General features: G+C 45.1%; 16 protein-coding genes, 1 tRNA gene and 1 riboswitch. Of the genes, 13 read left to right on the forward strand and 4 right to left on the reverse strand.

Annotation, left to right across the window (positions count from 1 at the left end):
* Positions 1–34 precede the first annotated feature (34 nt).
* The 4 genes from ABWW58_RS06825 (at position 35) to ABWW58_RS06840 (ending at position 3614) form a co-directional block, all read left to right on the forward strand.
* Positions 35–1333, forward strand: a complete 1299-nt coding sequence (locus tag ABWW58_RS06825) for a pyrimidine-nucleoside phosphorylase (protein ID WP_353868415.1) — start codon at positions 35–37, stop codon at positions 1331–1333.
* Between the two features lie 28 nt (positions 1334–1361).
* A complete protein-coding gene (gene deoC, locus ABWW58_RS06830; protein WP_353868416.1) occupies positions 1362–2015 on the forward strand; it encodes a deoxyribose-phosphate aldolase in 654 nt (217 codons plus the stop codon).
* Between the two features lie 150 nt (positions 2016–2165).
* A tRNA-Glu gene (locus ABWW58_RS06835) sits at positions 2166–2237 on the forward strand.
* Between the two features lie 174 nt (positions 2238–2411).
* A complete protein-coding gene (locus tag ABWW58_RS06840) occupies positions 2412–3614 on the forward strand; it encodes an NAD(P)/FAD-dependent oxidoreductase (RefSeq protein ID WP_353868417.1) in 1203 nt (400 codons plus the stop codon).
* Positions 3615–3719: 105 nt separating this feature from the next.
* Here ABWW58_RS06840 and ABWW58_RS06845 read toward each other — a convergent pair whose 3' ends face one another.
* Positions 3720–5024, reverse strand: a complete 1305-nt coding sequence (locus ABWW58_RS06845; protein ID WP_093671163.1) for an O-acetylhomoserine aminocarboxypropyltransferase/cysteine synthase family protein — start codon at positions 5022–5024, stop codon at positions 3720–3722.
* 122 nt (positions 5025–5146) lie between these two features.
* A riboswitch (SAM riboswitch) is annotated at positions 5147–5252 on the reverse strand.
* Positions 5253–5803: 551 nt separating this feature from the next.
* Between ABWW58_RS06845 and ltrA the strand changes: the two genes are divergently transcribed.
* Entirely contained in the window at positions 5804–7192 is a 1389-nt protein-coding gene (ltrA, locus tag ABWW58_RS06850; RefSeq protein ID WP_353867335.1) for a group II intron reverse transcriptase/maturase, read from the forward strand.
* An 89-nt stretch (positions 7193–7281) separates the two neighbouring features.
* Here ltrA and ABWW58_RS06855 read toward each other — a convergent pair whose 3' ends face one another.
* From ABWW58_RS06855 to rpiA, 3 genes are all read right to left on the reverse strand, one after another.
* On the reverse strand, positions 7282–8778 hold the full coding sequence (locus ABWW58_RS06855) for an aldehyde dehydrogenase family protein (protein ID WP_353868418.1): 1497 nt from the start codon (positions 8776–8778) through the stop codon (positions 7282–7284).
* 143 nt (positions 8779–8921) lie between these two features.
* On the reverse strand, positions 8922–9890 hold the full coding sequence (locus tag ABWW58_RS06860) for a Gfo/Idh/MocA family protein (protein WP_353868419.1): 969 nt from the start codon (positions 9888–9890) through the stop codon (positions 8922–8924).
* The gene (gene rpiA / locus ABWW58_RS06865; RefSeq protein ID WP_353868420.1) at positions 9890–10594 is read right to left on the reverse strand and encodes a ribose 5-phosphate isomerase A; all 705 of its coding nucleotides are present in this window, start codon (positions 10592–10594) and stop codon (positions 9890–9892) included. Before rpiA ends, ABWW58_RS06860 begins: the two co-directional genes overlap by 1 nt.
* 231 nt (positions 10595–10825) lie before the next feature.
* On the opposite strand from rpiA, the gene ABWW58_RS06870 reads away from it, so the two are divergent.
* From ABWW58_RS06870 to ABWW58_RS06905, 8 genes are all read left to right on the forward strand, one after another.
* On the forward strand, positions 10826–12037 hold the full coding sequence (locus tag ABWW58_RS06870) for an NRAMP family divalent metal transporter (protein ID WP_353868421.1): 1212 nt from the start codon (positions 10826–10828) through the stop codon (positions 12035–12037).
* A gap of 21 nt (positions 12038–12058) precedes the next feature.
* Positions 12059–12820: a LamB/YcsF family protein gene (locus ABWW58_RS06875; RefSeq protein ID WP_353868422.1), complete on the forward strand. Its 762-nt coding sequence runs from the start codon at positions 12059–12061 to the stop codon at positions 12818–12820.
* A gap of 18 nt (positions 12821–12838) precedes the next feature.
* On the forward strand, positions 12839–13639 hold the full coding sequence (locus ABWW58_RS06880) for a putative hydro-lyase (RefSeq protein WP_093671174.1): 801 nt from the start codon (positions 12839–12841) through the stop codon (positions 13637–13639).
* A gap of 71 nt (positions 13640–13710) precedes the next feature.
* Positions 13711–14430, forward strand: coding sequence for a 5-oxoprolinase subunit PxpB (pxpB, locus tag ABWW58_RS06885; protein ID WP_353868423.1), 720 nt, complete (start codon positions 13711–13713; stop codon positions 14428–14430).
* Positions 14421–15416, forward strand: coding sequence for a 5-oxoprolinase subunit C family protein (locus ABWW58_RS06890; RefSeq protein WP_353868424.1), 996 nt, complete (start codon positions 14421–14423; stop codon positions 15414–15416). Before pxpB ends, ABWW58_RS06890 begins: the two co-directional genes overlap by 10 nt.
* A gap of 114 nt (positions 15417–15530) precedes the next feature.
* Positions 15531–16871, forward strand: coding sequence for a C1 family peptidase (locus ABWW58_RS06895; RefSeq protein WP_353868425.1), 1341 nt, complete (start codon positions 15531–15533; stop codon positions 16869–16871).
* Positions 16872–18199: 1328 nt separating this feature from the next.
* The gene (locus ABWW58_RS06900; protein WP_353868426.1) at positions 18200–20506 is read left to right on the forward strand and encodes a GW domain-containing glycosaminoglycan-binding protein; all 2307 of its coding nucleotides are present in this window, start codon (positions 18200–18202) and stop codon (positions 20504–20506) included.
* Positions 20507–20685: 179 nt separating this feature from the next.
* Positions 20686–23079: a GW dipeptide domain-containing protein gene (locus ABWW58_RS06905; RefSeq protein ID WP_353868427.1), complete on the forward strand. Its 2394-nt coding sequence runs from the start codon at positions 20686–20688 to the stop codon at positions 23077–23079.
* Positions 23080–23208: the final 129 nt, after the last annotated feature.

A 23208-nucleotide genomic window follows, 5' to 3' on the forward strand; every position in this document is an offset into this window, starting at 1 on the left:
TAGATGCACTAAAATGAATTCGAGGTGAGCCGGTATGAGAATGGTCGATATAATCACGAAGAAGCGAGATGGATTCGCCCTGACTCCTGAAGAAATTCGTTTTTTTATTGAAGGATACGTCAGCGGATCGATTCCCGATTATCAAGCAAGCGCATTGACTATGGCGATCTATTTCAGAGATATGACCGACTTGGAAATCGCTGAACTGACTCGAGCGATGGTTGACTCCGGCGACACTGTTGATCTGTCGGCAATAGACGGAATCAAAGTGGATAAACATTCGACCGGCGGGGTTGGCGACACGACAACGCTTGTTCTGGCTCCACTCGTTGCCTCAATTGGTGTTCCGGTGGCTAAGATGTCCGGGCGCGGGCTTGGCTTTACCGGCGGCACGATTGATAAACTTGAATCCATCCCCGGTTTTTCTGTTGAAATGAGCAGTGATCAGTTCGTCAAACGTGTAAATCGTGATCATATTGCTGTCATTGGCCAGACAGGAGACCTGGTACCTGCGGATAAAAAGCTGTACGCGTTGCGTGATGTCAGTGGTTCGGTCGAATCGATTCCACTCATTGCGAGTTCAATTATGAGCAAAAAAATCGCTGCCGGTGCAGATGCGATCGTTCTCGAAGTGACATGCGGTGATGGAGCGTTCATGAAAAATGAGAAGGATGCAATCCGCCTTGCGGAAACGATGGTTCAGATCGGCAGGCATGTTGGAAGAAAAACGTCAGCCGTGATTACGGACATGTCCCAGCCGCTCGGGTTTGCGATTGGTAATGCGCTTGAAGTTAAGGAAGCAATCGATACCTTGCAAGGAAAGGGTCCGAGTGATTTGGAAGAACTGGTCTATGAACTGGGCAGCCGGATGGTCACGTTGGCGGGCAAAGCTCCGAATTTGGATGATGCCAGGAAACAACTTGAACAAGCGTTAAAACAGGGACTTGCTTTCGCCAAATTCAAGCAATTCATTGAAAATCAGGGTGGCGATCCAAGCGTCGCCGATCATCCGGAACAATTGCCGCAAGCTGATTTTCAAATAGAGCTGCCGGCCAAAGTGTCTGGGGTTGTTGCCGCGTTGAAGGCGGATCAGATTGGCCTAGCGGCTATGCTGCTCGGGGCAGGAAGATCAACGAAAGATGATACTATTAATCGTGGGACCGGAATTGTCCTGCATAAGAAAGTAGGCGATTCCGTGGTGAAAGGAGAGTCCCTCCTAACTATCCATTCGGATTCCAAACAGGTTGATCAAGTCGTGCGAAAGCTGTATCAGAATATAACCATTGCCGAGCGCGCAGATCGACTGAAACTCATTCACCAGATTATAAACTAATTGACAGAGTAAAAAAGGAGAGATTACTATGACCAACCTCGCAAACTATATTGATCATACAGCGTTAAAACCTGAAGCGACGCAAGCGGATATTCTCAAGCTGACTGATGAAGCAAAGAAATACGGCTTTGCTTCAGTGTGTGTCAACCCATGCTGGGTGGCATTCGCCGCAGAACAACTGAAGAATTCGAGTGTAGAGGTATGCACGGTGATCGGATTTCCACTTGGGGCATCAACCGCGGAAACGAAGGCATTTGAAGCCAAAGACGCAATCTCAAAAGGCGCGGGTGAAATCGATATGGTGATCAATATCGGTGCCCTGAAGAGCGGACAAGAGGAACGTGTTGAGGCTGACATTCATGCCGTCGTGCAAGCGGCAAATAAGCGCGCACTTGTAAAGGTTATTATTGAGGCCTGTTTGTTGAGCGACGATGAAAAAGTTCGTGTTTGCCGGCTGGCGGTTAATGCAGGCGCGGATTATGTGAAAACCTCAACAGGATTCTCTACCGGGGGAGCGACCCCTGAAGATGTTGCACTTATGCGTAAGACCGTGGGTGAAAAGATTGGCGTTAAAGCGGCAGGCGGCATTCACTCAAAGGCAGATGCTGAATCAATGATAGCAGCAGGTGCGTCGCGTATCGGCGCCAGTTCAGGGGTGAAGATCGTGGGCGAAGGTTTGTAATCAAAAGAATTGGTAAGCAGTCTATTGTTTAAAGCAGAGCAAATCCCGCATCAAAATTAGACTTGAAATAACGATGCTGATTATGGTATACTATTTGTCGTGCTGAATGTGTGAATGAACTGTTTTCCACGGAATGTGCACGATGAATATAGGGCGTTGGGCAAGTGGTTAAGCCAATGGATTCTCATTCCATGATCGCGGGTTCAATTCCCGTACGCCCTCTATAAGGAACCGAATGCCATCCTGTCTAAAGGGGTGGCATTTATTTTGCACATTGTATTGTAAGCGTTTACATTTTAGGCTACAATAAATAAGGGAATGTGAACAAAATGTGACGGAATCATTGAATGAAGGATTCTCTGAATTTATCGATACCGTCAAAGGGGATGGATGATTTTGGATAGAAAACGAATCGTCATTTTGGGAGCGGGTTACGGTGGATTGCGCGCATTGAAAAAACTTCAGAAGATGAGACCGGATGCTGAACTCTTTCTTATTGATAAGAATGATTACCATTGTGAGACGACTTCTCTTCATGAGGTCGCAGCAGGTACGGCGGACGCTGAGGAAATCTGTTATTCTCTTAATTTAGTCATTGATCGAAAGCGAACAACATTCATCCAAGATACGGTTACGCGCGTGGATCGGAAATTCAAACGCGTGATTCTACAGGAACACGAGCCGATTGCTTATGATTACCTGCTCATCAGCTTAGGCTTTGAACCGGAGTATTTTGGCATAGCGGGGATGGATCACTATGGATTGTCTATTTCGGATATTCCTTCAGTAACGAGAATAAGAGCACACATTGAAGGTGAGTTTAAAAAATGGACGAATGATCATCGGCCGGAGCATTTGATTATTGCTGTTGGAGGAGCGGGATTTACAAGCTTTGAATTCCTAGGGGAACTGACCCATCGCATTCCAAAATTGATTGAACGTTATCAAGTCGACCGACAATTAGTGCGGGTTATCTGCATTGAACCAACGCCTAACGCACTCCCTATGTTCAATCGGCATCTTGCTGAGTATGGCGCCCATAAACTGAGCGATCGTGGTGTTATATTTGTGATTGGCCGAGTCAGCGGCATTGATGGTGAGCAAATTTATTACAAAGCTGGTGATCAGGAGCACACATTACGCGCGGGAACGTTTATTTGGACCGGGGGTGTCAGCGGCAGTTCTGTGGTCAGTGAATCGGGCTTTGACCAACGACGTGGGCGTGTCATGGTCACTAATGATCTATCAGTAGCGGATGATGCAACTATTTTGATTATAGGGGATTGCTCGGCAGTCGTTAACCCCGAAAGCGGACGTCCGTATCCGACAACGGCGCAGATTGCGATGCAACAGGCGGACTGCGCTGCATATAATTTAAACGCAATGCTTGATGGACGTCCGACAAAGCCATTTGTATTTAAATTCATGGGGACGGTTTGTTCACTAGGAAGAGATGATGCAGTTGGAGAAATCATGGGTAGAGATTTGAAAGGCCGTCCGGCGTCAATTATGAAGAAAGTGATTGAAAATCGTTCGCTGGTGAAGATCGGCGGTGTTGAAACAATGATCAAGAAAGGCCGATTCAGCTTAAGCAAATAAGTATTTTCTAACCAGTGTAAAATGAGAATGGGCCTGCAAAAATGATTTGCAGGCCCATTCTTTATTTCATAACCCCCATAAGGCAGTTCTCTCTTTTTTTGGTGATTAGTTTGCTGCTACAGCGTCAGGAATCTTTGCGAGCGCTTGTTCCAGATCGTAAATGATGTCGTCAACCGTTTCGACACCAATGGAAACGCGGATGAGTTCAGGTGTAACACCGGTTACCGCCTGCTCTTCAGGAGTCAGTTCGGCATGTGTGGTGCTTGCAGGGTGAATGATCAGGGACTTTGCATCGGCAACGTTTGCGAGCAGTGAGAACAGTTTAACGTTGTTGATCAGTGCCTTGCCGGCTTGCAAACCGCCTTTGACGCCGAATGTGAAAATGGAGCCGGGGCCTTTTGGCAGATACTTCTTTGCGAGTTCTTTGTATGGATTGCCTTCAAGTTCAGGATAGTTGACCCAAGTGATTTTCGGGTGATTGTTCAGGAATTCAGCAACTTTGCGCGCGTTTTGAACATGGCGTTCAACACGCAACGATAGTGATTCCAGACCCTGCAGGAACAGGAATGCGTTTTGCGGGCTGATGGTTGCACCGGTGTTGCGAAGCAATTGAACACGCGCTTTCGCGGCAAATGCGGCTGGTGCCAAATCGGCATACACGAGGCCGCCGTAGCTTTTGTCAGGAGTGGTGAAATCCGGGAATTTACCGCTTGCTCTCCAATCGAATTTGCCGCCGTCAACAATGACACCGCCGATCGCTGTGCCGTGGCCGCCGATAAATTTAGTGGCGGAGTGGACAACGACGTCTGCACCGAATTCAATTGGCCGAAGGAGGTAAGGTGTTCCGAAGGTATTATCCAAAATGAGAGGAATTTTATTCTCATGAGCGATATCAGCAACCGCTTCAATGTCGAGGATGTTGATTTTCGGGTTGCCAATCGTTTCACCGTAGATTGCTTTTGTATTGTCACGAATCGCTTTACGGAAATTTTCAGGATCATCTGGATCAACAAAGGTTACGTCAATACCGAGTTTCTTCAATGTTACGGAAAACAGTTCATAAGTACCGCCATATAATGTGGAAGCAGAGACAATGTGGTCTCCACTGCTTGCCACATTCAGGATCGCATAGGTAATAGCTGCCAAACCGGAAGAAGTGGCAAGAGCTGCCGACCCGCCTTCAAGTTGCGCGATCCGCTGCTCGAAGACATCTTCTGTAGGATTCATAATACGTGCGTATACGTTGCCTGGCTTCTTAAGCTGAAAGAAGTCTGCCGCTTCATCTGCATCTTTAAATACAAATGAAGTCGTCTGATAAATCGGGACCGCGCGTGCGCCGGTTGCAGGATCAGGCACCTGTCCTGCGTGTACTTGCAATGTTTCAAACCCATACTGTCTTTCTTCTGCCATGTTCATCTCTCCCTATACCTTTGAGTGTTTTCATTAAATAAAATCTTAGAAAGGATGTGCGAGCAGATTAAAAGACCGCTTCCCGCAGAATTTAGAGGGAAACGGTCTTTACGCCGATTCGTTTCTTATCTGCCAGAATTTAATCTGCTGGAATTAACACCATACACAAGATACTGTGCTGGTTGTCGGGCTTCGTCGGGCCAGTCCCTCCGCCACTCTTGATAAGATTTATTTAATTGAATTTAGTTTAGCTTTAACATTTCTGTTTGTCAAGCATAAATACAAGTAATTTGGTAGATTTAATTATAAATATAAAAATGGCGAATGTATCATACATTCGCCGCTTTTATGTGCGCCCGGCATGGACGACAGCTAGGCGGTGAAAGTCCGCTACAGGCTTGGCAGTAGGAACTGTTAGCCAAAGGCAAGGGTGTCCACCGTGAGGTGGAATCTGAAGGAAGCCGGAGGCAAACTTCTGGGCTGATGAACAAGAACTGCATACTAAGGCTGAATAGAGACGGATAAGCCTGCGTAACAAGGTGAAGTCCAATACTGCCCGAATCTCAAACAGTATATGCAGCAGCCACATGGAAGGAAAGCGGTCGTTCTTACCCGGGGAGATCTTACAGGGGCCTCCGACAAGAGGAAAGAAAATTTCCACAGAAGCAACCGAGCCAGTGATGGTTTGGTGAACTGTAAGAAGTCAGCAGAAGCCATAGTAGTCCGACAGGACGAAGGGCTGAACAATAGTAATCTTGGAAGCAGCGGAGGTGTGAGTCATGCGACAATCACAGACAACATCAAAAGATGGCTATCTATCGAAGAATAGGATGGAATCCGAAGGTACGGTAGAAGTGTGCAGTACGACTCACGGTGAAACTGAAAGAAGAGATGGTGTGCATGATCTCATCACGAGAATCACCGACCGAATGAACTTAAATCGAGCCTATAAGCGTGTTAAGGCGAATAAAGGATCAGCCGGAATTGATGGAATGACCGTTGATGAACTCTTTCCCTTTCTCATGCGAAATAGGGATGAGCTTATCCAACAGATCACGAATGGCTCGTACGAGCCACAACCGGTAAAACGTGTGGAAATTCCCAAACCCGATGGATCAAAAAGAAACCTTGGCGTTCCGACTGTTTGTGACCGACTGGTGCAACAAGCGATCCTTCAAGTGATGGAACGAATCGTTGATCCGACGTTCTCAGACAACAGCTTTGGCTTCCGCCCGCACCGCAGTGCCCATAACGCAATGAAACGCGTCAAGGCTTACTACGAAGCAGGATATAGATATGCGGTGGATCTTGATTTAAAAGCCTACTTTGACACAGTGAATCATGATCAGTTGATGTATTGCGTGGAAAAACGGATTAAGGACAAAATCGTCCTTCAACTCATTCGCAAGTTCCTGCGCAGTGGTGTGCATACGAATGGAAAGGTTGTACCGACCGAGGCCGGTGTTCCCCAGGGGGGGAATCTCTCGCCCATTCTAGGCAACATTTATCTTGATCAACTGGACAAGGAACTGGAACGAAGAGGACATAAGTTTGTTCGCTATGCCGACGACTGTACGATCTACGTCAAAAGCAGAAGAGCGGGCGAACGAGTCATGAAGAGCATCACCACCTTTCTGGAAGATAAACTGAAACTAACCGTCAATCGGGAGAAAACTCAGGTCGGCAGCCCAACGAAACTTAAATTTCTTGGATTCTGCCTGCACACGACCAAGCAGGGATTGGGATTTCGCCCCCACATCAAGTCGAAAAAGCGCTTTGAGCGAAAGCTCAAACAACTGACGAAAAGAAGCCGAAGCGGTAACATCCGTGGGATCGTTAAAGAAATTAATGAAGTAACCACAGGATGGATCAACTACTATGGCATAAGCTATATGAAGAGCTATATTCGGCATATTGATCAGTGGCTCCGGCGAAGAATTCGCCAGATCATTTGGAAACGTTGGAAGAAAGTCAAGACGAGATATAAAAGTCTCATGAAACTTAACGTTCCAAAACCAAAAGCATGGGAATGGGCAAATACACGAAAAGGCTACTGGCGCATCGCCTGTAGCCATATCTTACATCGGTCGATCACAAACAAAATACTCGAACAGGTGGGACTCAAAAATCTAGTCCATCTGTTCGAGCATGTACACTTAAGCTATTGAACCGCCGTATACGGACCCGTACGTACGGTGGTGTGAGAGGTCGGAGAAATTATCTCCTCCTACTCGATAGAATATTTCTTATGCCTTAATTAATAGAGCCCGTCAACCGTTTCCTTTGTGCTGATATAAATATTTTTCGTTTGTGTATAGGCATCGAGGATACTCTTATAGGTTTCACGACCGATGCCGGATTTCTTGTAGCCGCCGAATGGAGCGCCTGCAGGAAGCTGATTATAGGTGTTGACCCACATACGGCCGGTGCGTACGCTGCGTGCCACACGAAGCGCTTTGTTGATGTCACGCGTCCATACCGCGCCGCCGAGTCCGTAATCGGATTGGTTCGCCAGCTTGATAGCTTCGTCGGCATCCTTGAATTTGATTACAGTTGCAACAGGTCCAAAGATTTCTTCCTGCGCAATACGCATATCGTTGTTTGCATCCGCAAGAAGTGTCGGCGCCATAAAGACCCCTTTGTCAAGGTTGTTGTCGGTCAGCTGGCATCCGCCGGTTACAAGCTTCGCACCTTCATCCTGACCTATTTTTACATAGTCCAAGATTTTTTCCAATTGACGTTTGTTGACTTGAGCCCCCATTTGTACGCCGTCTTCCCAAGGAAGGCCAACATTAACTTTTTCGAACGCTTCTTTTAGAGCGCTGACAAATTTGTCGTAAATGCCTTCTTGAACGAAGATTCGTGAGCCCGCGCAGCAAACCTGACCTTGATTAAACAGGATACCGAGCTGTGCGCCTTCAATCGCGCGTTCCCATGGTGCATCGTCGAAGAAAATGTTTGCGGATTTTCCTCCAAGTTCGAGTGTTGCCGGAATTAAGCGTTTTGCGGCTGCCGCGGCAACTTCATATCCGATCTGTGTAGATCCCGTGAATGCAAGTTTCGCGAAGCCTGGGTGATGGAGCATATAGTCGCCGGAATCAGAACCGCGCCCGGTGACAACGTTTACAACGCCTGCAGGAAGCGCCTGATCAAAGATCTTAGCCAATTCGAGCAGACTCAATGATGTTGATGATGACGGGTGAATAACAACCGTGTTGCCTGCGGCGATGGCCGGAGCGATCTTCCATGCTGCCATCAGCAATGGGAAGTTCCAAGGAACGATCTGTCCGACGACACCGACAGGTTCTTTTAAATTAATGGTTAATGTATTTTCATCAAGTGCATTTGCTGTTCCTTCTTCAGAACGGATAACACCGGCAAAATAGCGGAAGTGGTCGGAGCTTGCCGGAACGTCAATTGTTTTCGTTTCGCGAAGCGGCTTACCGTTATCTAACGTTTCAACAAGTGCCAATCGGTCGGCGTTTTCATCGATCAAGTCGGCGATTTTCAGCAAGATCGTGCTTTTTTCTTGAATGCTGACTTCTTTCCAAGATTCAAAAGCTTTTGTAGCAGCTTCCACGGCAGCGTCTACATCGGCGTGGCTCGCGTCTATGAATTCTGTCAACTTTTTACCCGTACTAGGGTTATAGCTTGCTAATTTCTTGCCCTCGGAACCTTCAACCCATTTGCCGCCAATATATAATTTATAGTCAGTGTCTACTGCGTGTTCCAGGACTGTGTCTTGAATACTCATTGCACATCTTCCCTTCAATAGTTGGTGTAATTAATATCACATGTCTATTGTAATGCAGACCTTCGAAAATGAAAAAGAAAACGCTCTCTTTTTTTGAAACGATTAAAAATCAATGCATCAGTGCGCAGCAAGGAACGCATTTGTTACTCAAAAGGATAACGAATGCCCCATTGATCACGCACATTAGTCATGATTTTCATCACTCCGTCGGTGAACGGAATCGTCCGTTCCTCAATCTCTGCATTAACTACGGCATTCATGTAGTCATATTCATAAACCATTGCTTTGGCAGTATTTCCGGCCTCAATTAGTTTGACACGACCATCTGGGTACGTGATCGTCGCTTTGTCTGCCCGCGGAAAATTATCTACAGTGATATAGCCCTTATCGCCGGTAACAAGTCCACGTTTTGGCAATTTTGCCCGCATTGTGAGCGTTATGACACCCATTTGATCATCGGGATTTTTTAGGATAATGCCTGATTGTTCATCCACACCAGTCTCAAAAGGTTTAACCGTAGTTAAAATTTCATTAGGCTGGCTCTTTAAGAAGAACCGCGCAAAAGAAAGGGCATATGTGCCGATGTCAAGCAGTGCCCCGCCGGCGAGATCCATATTAAAGAAACGACTGGTTACTTCATATGGTTTTAGACTGCCAAAGGTTACGTTAACCATTTTGACTTCGCCAATTGCTCCGCTCTCGACGACTTCCTTTAATTTTTGATAAAGCGGCATATGATAAATCGTCATCGCTTCAGCAACGATCAGACCTTTCTGTTCAGCGAAACGAAGGACGGGATCAAGTTGCCTGCTGCTTACGGTAATTGCCTTTTCACAGAGGACATGCTTGCCATACTCCAAACACTTAAGCAGATAGCTGTAGTGGTTGGAATGCGGGGTCGCGAGGTAAACAACATCAATACTCGGATCATTTAAAAGGTCATCATAATTTCCATATGCCTTATCAATAGAATGCTTATCCGCAAATACTTGTGCTCGCTCCAAGCTGCGTGATCCGACACCATAGATCTTCCGTCCGTTGGCGTGCATTGTCTGTGCGAATTCAGAAGCGATCGCCCCAGGACCGATTATGGCCCATTTCAGTTCTTTCATTATAGTGACACCTCGTGATTTGGCTTGTTCAACCATCTCATGCCATTTTCTCCGGCGATTAGAGCCTTTGTTGCGACATCTACGAAAAGAGAAGTGTCGATTACACCACGGATGGCCTGCAAATCGTTATCCAGTTTACGAATATCATTCACTTGGTTAAAAGATACATCCATTAACGGGTGACCATTGTCGGAAATTGTAAATCCATCTTTTGCGCCGCTGCGCCGCATGGCTGGTTTGCCGCCTAATTGTTCGACCCTGCTTCGAGCGTAGGCAAGCGCGTCCGTCAAAATCTCGAGAACCACTGGCTTTTCAAAAGTCAGTATCGGTGCATATTTGGATTCATCCACGAGAAGAATATACTCATCAGACATCGTTCCAATCAGTTTTTCCTTCGTGTGAATCCCGCCTCCGCTCTTTAAAGCGTTAAGCTGGGCATCGACTTGATCGCAGCCGTCAAAAGCCAGATCAATATGGCCAACGCATTCTGTATGAAGCACCTGTAGCCCATTCTCCAAGCAGAGTAGTTTAGTTTGCGCGGAAGGAGTGACAATCTTAATGTCGAAATTCTGTTTTTCTTTAATAAAGTGAATCAGGTGGCTGATCGTGCTTCCTCCGCCTAGTCCTATGATCGAATGATTCGGAATAATTGCCAAGGCTTCCTTAGCACACTCTTTTTTAATATCCGCGGGACTCATGTTCATCACCCTCACCTGCACATATGTGCTATATGGAATAATATGTGCCATTTAATGGATTAAGTATACCATACGCCATTATGGTGTCAAACAATCGTGCTTGCCTCGATTGAACTAGTAAAAAGGTTAGTTCAGAGTATTTTCTGATTCGATAATTAATTAACAAAAATAAAGTAATATGAAAATAATTTTGAATGATGTATAATTTTTATATAATTTTTTTAGGAGGATATATAAGTGGTAAAAAAGAAAAATACAGCTTTCGGCATCGCGATGGGTGCAGCGTTTTTGATGGCGATGTCAGCAGTCGGACCTGGCTTTCTGACTCAAACTGCCGCGTTCACGGGACAGCTTGGCGCGGATTTCGGTTTTGCAATACTTGTGTGTATTTTGGTTGATATCGGTGTTCAGCTGAACATTTGGCGGATCATTTGTGTATCAGGGAAAAAAGCGCAAACCATAGCCAATGAACTGGTGCCCGGCCTTGGCTATTTGCTCACTACATTAATTGTTATTGGCGGCCTGACGTTTAACATTGGCAATATCGGCGGTGTCGGTCTTGGGTTCAATGTTCTGTTCGGCATCACCCCGGAAAATGGTGCGTTGATAGGCGGAGCTATTGCCTTGGTTATTTTTCTTGTTCGGAACGCGCTAATCGTCATGGACCGGACGGTGCAAGTGCTCGCAGCAGTCAAAGTCCTGCTGATTATTTTTATTGTAGCAATCAGTTCACCTCCGGTTGGACAGGCGGCACTTCATACGTTCGCACCTTCTCATATTGACTTTTACTCCATTGTGACGATCGTCGGTGGAACGGTGGGCGGATACATATCCTTTTCCGGTGGACACAGATTGCTGGAAGGCGGACTTAAAGGGAAAGAAAGCATTCGTTACATCAATGGAGGCGCATTAACTGGAATCGGTGTTGCATCAATCATTCGTGTGCTGCTGTTCCTGGCCGCGCTAGCTGTCATTGCAGAGGGCTTCAAGCTTAATCCGCTTAATCCGGCAGCCAGCATTTTCAGTGCGGCGGCGGGTGATTTCGGATATAAATTCTTTGGGTTAGTTCTGCTTGCAGCCGGAATGACGTCTACTTTAGGTTCAACCTTTACTTCAGTGTCATTTTTGGATTATTCTAAAGCTGAGAGCGAAACGAATATCTATCATAAATTGCGTCCGTATCTGATCATTTTCTTCATTGTTTTTTCAACAGCGGTTTTCTATTTTATCGGCAGTCCTGCCAAGGTGCTTGTTATGGTTGGCGCAATTAACGGATTGATTCTGCCAATTGCCTTAGCCATCTTGCTTGTTGCTGTGACGAAGAAAAAGATAATGGGCGAATTCTATAAGCATCCTATTTGGCTCACTATTTTCGGTTGGATTATTGTTGTATTCATGGCCTATGCAGGTGTCCAATCTGTAATAAAGGGATTCTCATCAATTTTCTGAGATTAAAAAGGAATGATTTAAATGAACCAAGTTGATCTGAACTGTGATCTAGGAGAGAGTTTCGGACACTATGTCATTGGAAATGATGAGCAGGTTCTTCCGCTGATTTCATCTGCAAATGTCGCTTGCGGCTTTCATGCAGGTGATTTCTCGGAAATGCAGCGGACGGTAGCTCGCGCGAAAAAAAATGGCGTGGCCGTTGGCGCACATCCGGGGCTTCCGGATCTAGAAGGTTTCGGAAGACGAGAAATGGACGTCACCCCCTCTGAGGTTTATGATATGGTCGTTTATCAGATTGGCGCGCTTCAGGCAGTCGCGAAAGCACAAGATGTTAAACTGAATCATGTAAAGCCGCACGGCGCGCTGTATCATATGGCGTCTGATCAAGAAAAATATGCAAAGGCAGTCGTTCAAGCGATTGCAGATGTGACTACTGATTTGCTTCTGTTCGGTATGGACGGAACGTTTTTAACGTCGGTCGGCGAAAAAGCCGGACTTCATGTTGTCTATGAGGCATTTGCTGATCGCACCTATCAACGGGACGGATCGCTGACATCCAGATCACATCCGAACGCGCTCATTACCGATACGAATCAAGCGCTAAAACAAGTTGTGCAGATGCTTCAGGAGGGAACGGTGACGACAGCCGAAGGGGAGAAAATAAAGCTGCGAGCAGAAACAATCTGTGTTCACGGAGACGGTACTGCCGCGCTTGCGTTTGCCGCGACGATTCGGAGCGAGCTGCAGAATTGCGGAATAAAGATTGAAGCCTGGCATGGGTGAACTTAGGAGATGAGCGAAATGATCGACTATTTGGCACTTGCGGAAAAATCACCATCGGACGTCCGCGAATTGATTCGTGCCGGAGAGTGGGACCAACCGACCAGCGGCTTGTCCAACGGCCATACACAGGCGAACCTTGTGATTCTGCCGGAAAAATATGCTTATGATTTTTTGCTGTTTTGCCAGCGAAACCCAAAGCCATGTCCGTTGCTAGAGGTTCTGGACACGGGCGATCCAATCGTAAAATTAATGGCTGACCACGCGGATATCAGGACGGATATTCCTAAGTACCGTATTTACAAAAATGGGGTAATGCATTCAGAGGTGACGGATTTACGTCCTTTCTGGCGGGAAGACTTCGTATCATTTCTGATTGGCTGCAGCTTCAGCTTTGAACAAGCACTCTTAGAAAATGATATTCCGGTTCGCCAGATTGAGGAACAGTGCAATGTGCCAATGTATCGGACGACTATTCCATGTAAATCCGCGGGTGTTTTTCAAGGGCCTATGGTGGTCAGCATGCGACCGATGTCTGAAGAGCAAGCCATTCGAGCGATACAGGTAACGACACGTTATCCATCCGTGCACGGAGCGCCGATTCATTTCGGCAATCCGGATAAAATTGGCATTCATGACCTCGGGCATCCGGATTTTGGCGCAGCGGTAACCATTCGTGAAGGTGAAATTCCTGTGTTCTGGGCGTGCGGGGTCACGCCTCAGGCAGCGGTTATGGCTTCCAAACCGGAACTAGCGATTACGCATTCACCAGGCCATATGTTCATAACGGATCAAAAAGATACAGCATTTAGTATCATGTAAGCTATTTTATGAAAAAATCATTTGAAACTTGCCATTTGGCAAGTTTCTTCATTAGAAGGGGCAACAGCACGATGAAGATTGAGCCATTTGGCGACCAAGCTGTCCGAGTTATCTTTGGCAATCAAATAGCGCCTGAAATACAGTTGAAGATCAATCAATTTACGCTGTTGTTTGATCGCGAACCATTTAGCGGGTTTATTGAATATGTGCCTGCCTATACAAATGTCGTGTTCTATTACAATCCAATAATCGTTATTGAAAGCGGTCGGAAGGATATATCAGCACAGCGACAAGTCATTGACTATTTAAAGAATGTATCAAAACGGATGGACGACTGCGCAGATAACGAAGAAAAAAGAAGGGTTGTCCATATTCCGGTTTGTTATGGGCAGGATTTCGGACCGGATCTCGAAGAAGTGGCGGCGATTCATCACTTCAGCACAAATGAAGTAATTGAAAGGCACAGCGCACCGAAGTATCTCGTCTACATGCTTGGATTTGCACCGGGCTTTCCTTTTTTAGGGGGGTTACCTGAGGCGCTTGCCACACCGAGACGGGCGACACCCCGACTGAAAATTGCCGCCGGTTCAGTCGGTATTGCAGGGAAACAGACAGGCGCTTATCCGCTTGATTCTCCCGGCGGATGGCAGATTATCGGGAGGACGCCCGTGCCGCTTTTTACACCGAAATCAGATCCGCCAACGCTGCTTTCAGCTGGAGATTTGGTTAAATTCGATCCGATTTCGGTGCAGGAATACATGCGGATTAAGGAGGGACATCCATGGCATTAACTATAATTAGAAAAGGCTTTGCCTCTTCCGTACAAGACCTTGGCCGGTTGGGATACCAAAGATTCGGTATGATCGTTGGCGGCGCGATGGACCCTCCATCGGCAAAATTAGCAAACTGGCTGGTTGGCAATCACGAGACTTGTGCTGTCATTGAATATTCCTTTCTTGGTCCAAGCATTCTTTTTACAGGGGATACATTGTTTGCTCTGACCGGTGCATACTGCCGGCCGACTCTTGACAGTCAGGAAATTGGAACCGGCAGGCCATGCTTTGCGCGCAAGGGCCAGATTCTGACCATCGGCAGTCTGATTGCGGGAAGCCGCGGCTACCTGGCTGTCGCCGGAGGCATAGATACACCAATATGGTTTGGAAGCCGCTCCACTTATGAACGAGCCGGTCAAGGAGGCTTTCAAGGAAGACGACTAGAGGAACAAGACTGTGTTCCGGTCGGCGAACCTTCCGAGAGAGCGAAGCGTGTGATTACTATTCTGTCCAAGAGAGCGGGCACGGTCCGCTGGTTTTTTTCATTGCGGCGAACTTATCAAGGTGTACAAACGATTCGTGTCATACCGGATACGCTATGGAATTATTTTTCAGAAGAGAGCAGAAAGAACTTTCTGCAATTGGAGTTCCGAGTAACCACATCGTCGGATCGGATGGGCTATCGCTTAGAGGGAGCGGAGTTGACGCTCGACGAGCCCATCGAACTGTATTCAGAAGCGGTGACGAATGGTTCAATTCAGGTTCCGAGGGATGGACAGCCAATTATCCTGCTGACGGATCACCAATCGACAGGAGGCTATCCAAGGATTGCTCAAGTGGCATCAGCGGATTTGCCACTGCTCGCGCAGCTGCCGCCGAATAGTAAACTTCGATTTCAACAAATTTCTAGTGAAGAGGCGGAAAAACAATTTGTGAAGCAAGTTATAGACTTTGAGCAGGTTCATACAAGAATTAGTTTCCAATTAGATAATCTGACGCTTTGAAATTTCAAACATGTATATTATTTCAGAAAGCATACTATTCACTCTCACTGACCTTTTCGAACCTTTCCTTTAGAACTATAATAGGTCTTGTTATTTTAAAAGGGGGAAAATGAAGTGGCAAAAGAAATCTCTGCATCAATGATTGAAACATTTTCGGAAAAAATACATAGTGTCGCTGAAAATAAGGTTATTCAAGATTCGGTGATGAAGAATGGAATCAATGCGGCAACCCTGAACAGTGACGCAGTTGTATCTATGAATCCTGTATTCTCTGAAGAAATTGAGACCGGAAAAGTAGCTGATCAGAAATTAAGCGGACGATGCTGGATGTTCGCCGCACTGAATACCTTCCGTCATAAATTTAGTGCCGATTTTAACCTTAAAGACTTTGAACTCTCACAAAATTATACGCTCTTCTGGGATAAATTCGAGAAAGCGAACTATTTCCTTGAAAGCATCATTGATACGGCTGCTGAGCCTTTAGACGGTCGACTTGTCTCTTGGCTGATGGAAACGCCGCAGCAGGACGGCGGACAGTGGGATATGCTGGTTGCGATTATTGAGAAGTATGGTGTGGTTCCGAAACAAGCGATGCCGGAAACCTATCAGAGCAGTCGAACTGTTGAACTTAATCGCGTGTTGAATACGAAGCTGCGGGAGGTGGCAGGCATCCTGCGTACCATGAGTGCAGCTGGGAAATCGAGTGAAGAACTTGAGGAAGCCAAAACAGCTGCCTTGGGCGCTATTTACCGTATTCTCGCATTCGCGCTCGGTGAACCTCCGAAGACCTTTGATTTCGAATATCGCGACGAGGACAAGAAGTTTCACAGAGATCTCGGTATTACGCCGCAAGCATTCTTTAAAAAGTACATCGGTCTTGACTTAAATGATTACATCGCCGTTATCAATGCGCCAACACAAGATAAGCCGTACAAGAAAACGTATACGGTTCAATATCTGGGCACTGTAGTCGGCGGACATCCGATCAAATATTTAAATGTTGATATGGAGACTTTGAAGTCGCTGGCGATCAGTCAAATTAAAGACGGTGAGTCGGTATGGTTCGGCTGTGACGTAGGAAAATACTCGGATAATAAACTGGGCATCATGGATACCGCACTGTTTGATTACACTACAGCCTTTGGCACAGAATTCAAAATGACAAAGGCAGAACGTCTCGACTATAAACACAGCTGCCTGACGCACGCGATGGTTCTGACCGGAGTGAATCTGGTTGACGGTAAATCAAACCGGTGGAAAGTGGAAAACAGCTGGGGCGAGAAGTGGGGCACCAAAGGTTATTTTGCCATGAGTGATCCCTGGATGGATGACTATACGTATCAAGTCGTAATTAATAAAAAATATCTTTCCAATGAATTGAAAGCTGCATTTGAACAAAAGCCGATTGAATTGAAACCATGGGATCCAATGGGTGCTTTAGCTGTCATGCAATAAGAACTATTTGAAGAAGAAAACGTCCTTCTAATTTTGAGGGGCGTTTTTTTGTAGGGTAAGAATAAGAAAGTACATGATTTGCCCTGTATCAAACCAATAAACCAGTGTCTTGGCCGGTAATCAAAGCGGATGTGCGAGGGCGCCTGCGGGAGCGTCTCTGTTGATCGCGTGCCAGCGAGACCCCATAGATTCCTGCCTGTCTGAGGAGGCTCGCGGTGCGCCCGCGGCAAGCGAGCAGTTGAAGTGTCGATTCAGAATAATAAAGACACGAACCAATGCTATATAAAAAGGAATTTTCTCTTACTTTAAAGGAACTTTCGCTAATTACGCATACGGTCCTGTATGCAACGCGAAAGCCACCGTATCCTGTGAAAGTACGTCCTGTATGCAACGTGAAAGCCACCACATCCCGTGAAAGTAAGGACCGGGCTTGCCCCGGTTTTCCCAACAAGTAAAGAAAGTTTATCGTTTTGCATTGCTGGTACGATGATAAGGTCATAAGATTCGATTGGGTGAGCAGGTTAGCACCCAATCTGATAAATAAGCGGAAAAATTCCGCTTAATTAGAAAATGAATGAAAAAATCGCTTAAATAGACGGAGAAATTCCGCTTATCGAATCAAAAAACGTGAAAATGGAGGGTTTTTCTGTGCATAACCGGAAAAATTACCCTTATTTACCGGCGAAACAAGCGCCATGATGCATATAAGCGGAAAATCTCCGCTTATTTTACTCGTTACTTAGTGAGGGATCAGAATGCTTAATGAAACAGAAATGCCTGTTCACGCATAAGGTTGATGATTCAAAACGTTATTTGGAGCAAAGGATCTTTCGTATGTAAGGAACTTTCGCTAATTACGCATACGTCCTGTATGCAACGCGAAAGTCATCACATCCTGTGAAAGCATGTCCTGTATGCAACGCAAAAGCCACCGTATCCTACGGATGTAAGGATCGGGTTTGCCCGGTTTTTCTTATGCGCCCAAGTAAAAGATAAGAATTTCTTAAGAAAACTGAAACTATTTTTAAGTTCTACTAGTCTAATATATTAAATAGTGTTCATTGTGATTTTCGCGTAAATGAAGCACCGAATTCTAAGGAAAACCAAAAATTAAGTCATTAAGTGTCGTTCAGTCCATGAAAAAATAGTTAGAAAAGCATAATCCTATTGTTAGGTGACATGGAATAGAGTTATACTAGAACTATTAATTTCATAAATCGTTTAATTCTATCAAATTCGATAAATGCACGAATAGTTTTGGTTTTCCACAGCTTTTTTACCTCTCAGAATATGACGAAATAGTTATCCCCGGAAGGAGTCTTTAAACAGTGAACGGTCAATCTCGTATTAAGTACACCCGGTTTTCAATTCTACTTGTTGCTATTATGCTCGTAAGTCTATTAGCCTATTATCCGGCACAGGCGAAGAAATCTTATACATATTATGTTCATAAGACTTCCAAACTGTACACAACATCCAACAGTTCTAAGCAGTTTATGCGCTATGTACCAATCAATGCGAAACTGAAGACGACGAGCAAGAAAACAAGCAAGATGGTAAAGATTACATATGGAGGGCTTAACGGATATGTCTATCGTTCAAATCTATGGACGAAAAGGACAACGAAAACCCGATACATTCATAAAACCTCTTACCTTTACTCAAGCCGCGACGCTTCGAAACAACGTACTTGGAAAATAGCGATCAATAAGAAACTGACCACAGACAGTAACATGAATTCCAAGATGTATCACGTGAACTACAAGGGAAAGCGCGGGTATGTCTATAAGTCAAATTTGTCTCCTTATAAAACGACCGTTGTTAAATACGTGAAGAAAAAATCAAAGCAGTACAAAAATTACAGTCATACAAAGCGATATTCCGGAACGATTCCGCTCGGAACCCGATTGGAGACACAGAGTCCGCAATCAAACAAGATGTTCTGGGTAACTTATAATGGACGGAAAAGCTATGTTTATAAATCCAATCTGACAAATGCTGAATTGAATTATACCTATAACAACCAAGTAGCGGACAATACGTATGGTGTCGTGTCCGAAGGCGGCAATCACGGAATTTGGGATCAGCCTTATGGAATAAAGGATGCGAAATCGGTTGGCAAAATAGCTGAATATGAACGTGTTCCGCTGAATGTATTGCGCGAGTCGGAAGTTGGCGGCGTGGCTTGGTATCAAGTCAGCGTTGATGGACGAACACTTGGATGGATTCATAAGAGCACTGTGCAGATTACATCGAATATGGCGAATGACGGAAGCATTCCGCACCTGGCTGTTGCGAGTGTGGCAAAGTCTGATTCATTCCTGTATCAATCGCCGGGCAATGGGATTATTACAAGCCTTAACATTTATGCTAACCTGCGACTCAAAATTGACATGATTGCAAACAACGGCGAGTGGGTGCATATTAAGAAATATACGGCTGGAACATCCTTAGGATGGGTTAAAGCTAGCGATCTTTCCATTCAAGCGACAAGCGCCGGCAAAGCTTTGAACGTCAATTATGGCGCGACCATAGCCAGCAGCAAAGCGCCGATTTTTGATGATCAAGATCATTTTGTCGGATACAGCGGACAGTTTAATGCAGACGGCAGACATGTTCAAATTAATCAGGAAAAACAAGTAGAGAACGAAGAACGGTATCGTATTTCCTACAATAACCATGTGATCGGGTGGGTCGTCAGCACGGCGTTGAACCTAAATAACCCGACGATAAGTTATCAAATCGTGAAAAACACAGGTGCAATATACAACGGACAATCAAATGGAGATGCTCCTGATACAGGATTGCAGCTCGGTTCTTTGTCCTCATACACGAATCGCATGATTGAAGTCATCAAAACATCTGGTGAATGGTCGTTTATTAAGTACAACGATTGGTATGGAAAGATGGGCAAGGATATTGACCTTGGCTGGGTACACAGTAGCGATTTGTCCGGTCTCAGATCAGGTACCGCCGATTTTCGCCATTTATTTACAGCTGGCGGAGGCAATCAGCAAGGCTTGGCGTACAATCCTGATTTGGATCTGTACTATGTCGGTTATGACACCGGAGACGGCACCGGGAAAATTGTCGCTTATGATCAAAACGGCAACTACAAGGGTTCATCAGCAGTGACATCATTTGGTCATGCTTGTGCACTCAGTTATATAGACGGCAAACTTTATGAAATTAGCAGTGCCGGACAAAAGCCGATTCTTCATGAGATTAACCCTGATCCAAATAATCTAAGCATTAAAAAGACGACGACTCTTACCAGTTTTCCATACTATGTAGCGATGATGACAGCGAAGGACAGCGACACCTTAATCCTACTGACTGAATCGGTCGGTGGGAAAGATACGTTCTATGAATATACCCTTTCCACAGGAAAACTGACTCAGACGGCACAAATGGATAAAATGGGTGTTGTTCAAGGCATGCACTATGAGAATGGAAAGCTCTATTTCTTAGCGAATAACTATTTAACTGTCCTAAACGCGAATTATGGGATAGAAGATCGTTTCCAATTCTCCATTCCGAACGGCGGAACCCCTCAAGAGAGTGAAGGGTTGACGATGGTTAACGGTAAGTTAGCGATCGGATTCGCAGATCATACTATTTTCATTCAAAATTAAACACAATCACTGATGCCCGTGGCTCATACGGCCATTCGGGCATCTTTTTTTAAATGAAAAATCAACCATTGTTTTGCCGCATGTAGTCAGACTATACTCAATTTATGATTTTTAGCGGATACAGAAAACAGAGAATTTTTTATACCTTAGATAAAGACAGGAAGGGAGCTTTAATTGAAGTGAGACATACAGCGCGATTAACCACCTTTTTACTCATAGTTGTTCTTGTATTCAGTGTAGTTGCCGATTATCCAGCTCACGCAAAGGGATCGCGCACTTATTATGTGCACAAAACGTCTAAATTTTACTCAGCTTCTGACTCAACCAAGCAATCGATGGGGTTGATTCCTATTAACGCGACGTTGAAGACAGGCAGCAAAAAATCGAACAAGATGTACAAAGTAAGTTATTCAGGTCAGACAGGCTATGTCTATAAGTCGAATCTATGGACGAGACGTACAACGGTGAACCGCTACATTCACAAGACATCCTATTTATATACAAGCTCGAATGCAGCGAAACAACGTGTGCAGAAGATTGCGATCAACAAAAGCCTGACTACGGACAGCAACCTCAATAATAAAATGTATCATGTGAACTACAAAGGAAAACGCGGCTATGTTTATGCAAGCAATTTGTCAACTAAGAAAACACCGATCACAAAGTTTGTCGTCAAGGCGTCGAAACGCTACAAAAATTACGCGCACACAAAAAAATATAGCGGGACCATACCAGTCAATACAGTGCTGACAACAACGAGCCCGCAGTCGAACAAGTTATACTGGGTGAACTACAATGGCGTCAATTGTTATGTATTCGCGTCCAATCTCGCGAACAGCGAGACAAGTGTGAATGAATCTGAATTACCAATCAATACATACGGTTTAATCGGCGATTCAGGTAATCACGCTGTTTGGAATATGCCGAGCGGACTAAATGGTTCGGCTGCATTTGCCCAATTGTCGCAATTTGCGAATGGAAGACCACAAAAGATTATAAAGGAAGCGACCGTTGGATCAACGAAATGGTATCAAGTTCAATTTACTCAAGGTACTACAGGATGGGTGCTACAGGATGCGTTCAGGACGACTTTCCGCGAGCTACCGGCTTTGTGGAAGGTCGGTGCGATATCAAACCTCAATGCACAAATATATAGCGAACCGGTGGAAGATGATCAATTTGCACTTCGCGATGACCAGTCAAACCATGTCACTTTGGAGGTTTACGCCACCATTGCATTGAATGTTGACCAAGTAGCGACGATTGATGGACAAAATTGGGTCCACATCAAGAAATATACCGCCGGAACTTCAGTTGGTTGGATAAAGGCGAGCAGCAATTTGCAAGCAGATCCTGCACCGAGCACCGCAACGTTTAATTATGTAACCCGTGTCGGTATAGTAAATGGAAATTATCCGATTTTTAACGATCAAAATGAATTTATTACCTACAGCAAAGACTTTCTTAACAATTCATATTCCGTCAACGCAGAGAAAGTAATCAACGGGGATATGATGTATCGGATTAATGGGATCGGATGGATCAGTGGTCAAGCCCTTGATGTTCCAGGGAATCTCGTTAGCGCTTCGGACAATAGTAAATACAAATATATTGATCCATCCAATGGCGATTTTGACTTATTTGACAGTAATCCAAATGATGGAAATGCTTTATCCAGAGATCGTATTGCTTCTCTATTGGATAAAAATTATAGAAATAAAATGTTCGAGGTTATTGATACAAAGAGTATTAATGGGGTTCTGTGGGATTTTCTCAAGTACAATGATTGGTATGAGAAAACGGGTAAAGATGTTTACATTGGATGGGTGAGAAACAGCAGTTTGTTAACGCTTGAGAACAAGACAGAGCAGTTTAGTGCGGATGCTCGGGTTCAAATTCCCGGCTCCCGCAATCAACAAGGATTGGCTTATGATGGACAAGGCAACTATTTTGTCGGCTTTGACGAGGGCAATGGATTAGGCAGAATTGTCGTATATAATGGTAAGGGCGAACAGCTCTCCGACACAGGCATTCAGAATTTCGGACATACTTGCGCGCTGAGCTATGATAAGAACAGCCATATCTTGTACGAGGTGAACAGCTCTGGGACTGCTCCAACGCTCAACACACTGAACTATAATCAGGATTCACATGAACTTTCCTTGATCAGAAGCATTGATCTGCCTGATATCAAATACATCGCGATGATGGCAGTGAAAAATGAAAACCAACTCATCATGCTTTCTGAGTCCTATTCTGATTTGGATACGTTTTATACGATTGACGTCACTAGCGGGAAAAACTTAGGCACGACTCAGATCGGTAAACTAGGCGTTGTCCAGGGTATGCAGTATTATAAAGGAACTATTTACTTCCTGGCTAACAATTATTTAACGGTTCTCGATCCTGATACCTTTGCTATTAGTCATCGATATCGTTTTTCCATTCCGAAGCAGACTCCGGCAGAGAGCGAAGGCTTGACAGTTATTGGTGAAGCGAATGATCAGGTGACATTGGCGATTGGTTTTCACAATCATCAAATTTATTCAGTCGATATTCCAGTCGACAAATAAGTTATCTGTTTGCCGGGCAATGGCTCATTGCTCGGTTTTTACCGAAGTGAACGAGGAAATTGCTGACAATTAAATAGAAGAACAAGATTAGTCTTTGCATCTGTGTCGAAAAACCTCTAGAATAAAGAT

This window comes from Sporolactobacillus caesalpiniae, from assembly GCF_040513385.1.
Lineage (GTDB): Bacteria > Bacillota > Bacilli > Bacillales > Sporolactobacillaceae > Sporolactobacillus.

Excerpts from the sequence above, each read along its gene's own strand:
- pxpB (WP_353868423.1), top strand. The coding sequence starts at position 13,711 with ATGAAGATTGAGCCATTTGGCGACCAAGCTGTCCGAGTTATCTTTGGC.
- ltrA (WP_353867335.1), top strand. The coding sequence starts at position 5,804 with ATGCGACAATCACAGACAACATCAAAAGATGGCTATCTATCGAAGAAT.
- ABWW58_RS06875 (WP_353868422.1), top strand. The coding sequence starts at position 12,059 with ATGAACCAAGTTGATCTGAACTGTGATCTAGGAGAGAGTTTCGGACAC.
- deoC (WP_353868416.1), top strand. The coding sequence starts at position 1,362 with ATGACCAACCTCGCAAACTATATTGATCATACAGCGTTAAAACCTGAA.
- ABWW58_RS06825 (WP_353868415.1), top strand. The coding sequence starts at position 35 with ATGAGAATGGTCGATATAATCACGAAGAAGCGAGATGGATTCGCCCTG.
- rpiA (WP_353868420.1), bottom strand. The coding sequence starts at position 10,594 with ATGAACATGAGTCCCGCGGATATTAAAAAAGAGTGTGCTAAGGAAGCC.
- ABWW58_RS06880 (WP_093671174.1), top strand. The coding sequence starts at position 12,839 with ATGATCGACTATTTGGCACTTGCGGAAAAATCACCATCGGACGTCCGC.
- ABWW58_RS06890 (WP_353868424.1), top strand. The coding sequence starts at position 14,421 with ATGGCATTAACTATAATTAGAAAAGGCTTTGCCTCTTCCGTACAAGAC.
- ABWW58_RS06860 (WP_353868419.1), bottom strand. The coding sequence starts at position 9,890 with ATGAAAGAACTGAAATGGGCCATAATCGGTCCTGGGGCGATCGCTTCT.
- ABWW58_RS06845 (WP_093671163.1), bottom strand. The coding sequence starts at position 5,024 with ATGGCAGAAGAAAGACAGTATGGGTTTGAAACATTGCAAGTACACGCA.
- ABWW58_RS06855 (WP_353868418.1), bottom strand. The coding sequence starts at position 8,778 with ATGAGTATTCAAGACACAGTCCTGGAACACGCAGTAGACACTGACTAT.